This is a genomic window from Pseudomonadota bacterium (assembly GCA_030775045.1).
In the GTDB taxonomy this organism is placed as follows: Bacteria; Pseudomonadota; Alphaproteobacteria; order JALYJY01; family JALYJY01; genus JALYJY01.
The window spans coordinates 1-2,143 of record JALYJY010000146.1; the positions used below are offsets into that span (position 1 = coordinate 1).

Here is a 2,143-nt window from a genome sequence, read left to right on the forward strand (position 1 = left end):
ACCGGAACCTCCGGTCCTGATGGGGCCGTAGCTCAGTTGGGAGAGCGCCTCGTTCGCAATGAGGAGGCCGGGGGTTCGATTCCCCCCGGCTCCACCAGAAGACGGAGCAGGAGGCGGAAATGTCCGGACAGCCAGTCATATGTGAGCGCCCGTGCGACGCCCGCAATACAGCGGGACCAACCCGCTTTGTGGTAATTACGGGCGGCCCCGGCGCGGGCAAGACGACCGTCCTGGATATGGCGCGCAAGATCCTGTGCGAGCATGTGGCCGTGCTGCCCGAGGCGGCGTCGCTGGTCTATGGCGGCGGCTTCTGGCGCCTGCAGAGCCAGTCCGGCCGTGCGGCAGCCCAGCGGGCCATCTATCACGTCCAGCGCCAGCTGGAAAACGTCGCCCTGGGCGAAAACCGCTGGCCTGTCACCCTGTGCGACCGGGGCACGCTGGATGGCCTGGCCTATTGGCCCGAACCCCAGGAGACCTTCTGGGACATGGCCGGCAGCAGCATGGAGCAGGAATACGCCCGCTATGCTGCGGTCATCCACCTGCAGTCCCCATCCGAGGAAATGGGCTATAACCACCAGAATTCCCTGCGGATCGAGACGGCCCACCAGGCCCGGGAACTGGATGAGAAGATCGGTGCCCTGTGGTCCCGCCATCCCCGCTATACCATGATCGAGAGCCGCCCCGGCTTTCTGGAAAAGGTCCGTCTGGCCATCACCGCCATCACCCGCGAACTGCCCCGCGACTGCCGCGCCGTGGCCGAGGCCGCGGGCCTGGAAACGGTGTGAATCTGGCCGAAATTCCCGCCATCACCATCCACAGCCTGGAGGAATGCCGCGCGGCTGTCCTGCAGGCCCGGAAAGCGGGGCAGGACAGCGTTGTTCTTCTGTCAGCTCCCATGGCGGGAGCCCACGGCGGCGCCCTGTGGTTCAGCGCAATGATACGCCTGGTGCGGGAGGAATTCCCTGATATGGCCGTAACCGGCATTCTGGACTGCGGCAACCATCCCGGCCTTGCCCTGCAGGCCCTTGAGGCAGACGGGGTCGAGGTCCTGGTCTCCCCCGACACCCCGGGCCTCTCGGCGCTGCAGGATATTGCCGCGGCACGGGGGAAACGGTTGCGGGTGGAAAACAGGACAGAAAGTCGATAAATTCACAAAATAGCGTCTTCAGTGGAGAAAAGCCCATGCCTGTCATCCACATCAATCACCGGGCCGAGCTGGATACCAGCCAGAAGCGGGAACTTTCCGCTCGCATTACCAGAGTTTTTGTTGAAGTACTGGGCAAGGATCCGGAGCTTGTTGAAATTTTCTGGCACGACATTGCGGACAACAATTTCGCCAAAGGCGGCCGGTTGCTGGAAGACATCCTGAAGGACGGGAAATAACGGCCATAAGCCGTTAAGGTTCTATAAACAGGCCATGTCCTATGCTGCCGGCATGACCCATTCCGCAGGTACAGAGGGCAGTTTCCATTATCCCGGCGCAGATTCAGGCAGCAATGGGTGGTTTCATATGCCTGACATCCCGAAGGCCAGCTTTTTTACAGGCTGGAAGCTTCATCTGCAGGTCGTATCCCGGCTGGAAGATCAGCTTACATATGCCATTCACCGGCTTCTTGAAGACAGAAAAACAGATCACAAGGTCGGGCACAGGGGCGAGACAGAAGACGGCAAGGGGATGACGATCTATGTCGGATCCTTTGACAGGGCGGCGGCGCTGGCCCGGGAACTGTCAAAAACTTTCAAGCCTGTCCCCATGACAGCAGATGCCGAGGCTGCAAGGCAGGAACTTCCCGTGGCGCAGGGCGTATGTATGCGTTTTGTGTGTGACGGAATCCCGTTATGGGATCAGTATGGTGCCCAGTTTTGCGGCCGGGGTATCAGCGAGCTGGAGTGTTTCAGCGCAAAAAAGATGAAATTGGGAGTCAGCCTCAGTGTCTCCGGCGTCCTGCTGGCCCATGCCATGGGGGTCGACCAGGAGAGCCTGAAGGATCATAAAAATCTCATGCTCTACCAGGCTTTCTGCACATACATTTCTCACCGGATTTTTCAGGAGAAACTGGGCCCGTACTACACCGGTACGCCCCATGAAAACCGGCTGGCACGGTACTCGGTCGCAGCGATCGCAGGACAACAGTACAGGGAA

Annotated in this window: 4 protein-coding genes and 1 tRNA gene; all 5 read left to right on the forward strand. The window is 60.3% G+C overall.

All coding sequences use genetic code 11. The features are described 5' to 3' along the window. The first annotated feature begins 21 nt into the window (after positions 1 to 21). Positions 22 to 97, forward strand: a tRNA-Ala gene (locus tag M3O22_09235). A 22-nt stretch (positions 98 to 119) separates the two neighbouring features. Then, positions 120 to 785, forward strand: coding sequence for an ATP-binding protein (locus tag M3O22_09240; GenBank protein ID MDP9196923.1), 666 nt, complete (start codon positions 120 to 122; stop codon positions 783 to 785). Beyond that, positions 782 to 1,147 carry a hypothetical protein gene (locus M3O22_09245; protein ID MDP9196924.1) on the forward strand — a complete coding sequence of 122 codons (366 nt, stop codon included), beginning with the start codon at positions 782 to 784 and terminating at the stop codon, positions 1,145 to 1,147. Before M3O22_09240 ends, M3O22_09245 begins: the two co-directional genes overlap by 4 nt. A gap of 35 nt (positions 1,148 to 1,182) precedes the next feature. Beyond that, positions 1,183 to 1,383, forward strand: coding sequence for a 4-oxalocrotonate tautomerase family protein (locus M3O22_09250; GenBank protein MDP9196925.1), 201 nt, complete (start codon positions 1,183 to 1,185; stop codon positions 1,381 to 1,383). 127 nt (positions 1,384 to 1,510) lie between these two features. Continuing rightward, on the forward strand, positions 1,511 to 2,143 hold a 633-nt coding region (locus M3O22_09255; GenBank protein ID MDP9196926.1), incomplete at its 3' end, for a hypothetical protein.

Bases quoted from the DNA above. Each gene is read 5' to 3' on its own strand.
- M3O22_09240 (MDP9196923.1), top strand. From the start codon at position 120: ATGTCCGGACAGCCAGTCATATGTGAGCGCCCGTGCGACGCCCGCAAT.
- M3O22_09250 (MDP9196925.1), top strand. From the start codon at position 1,183: ATGCCTGTCATCCACATCAATCACCGGGCCGAGCTGGATACCAGCCAG.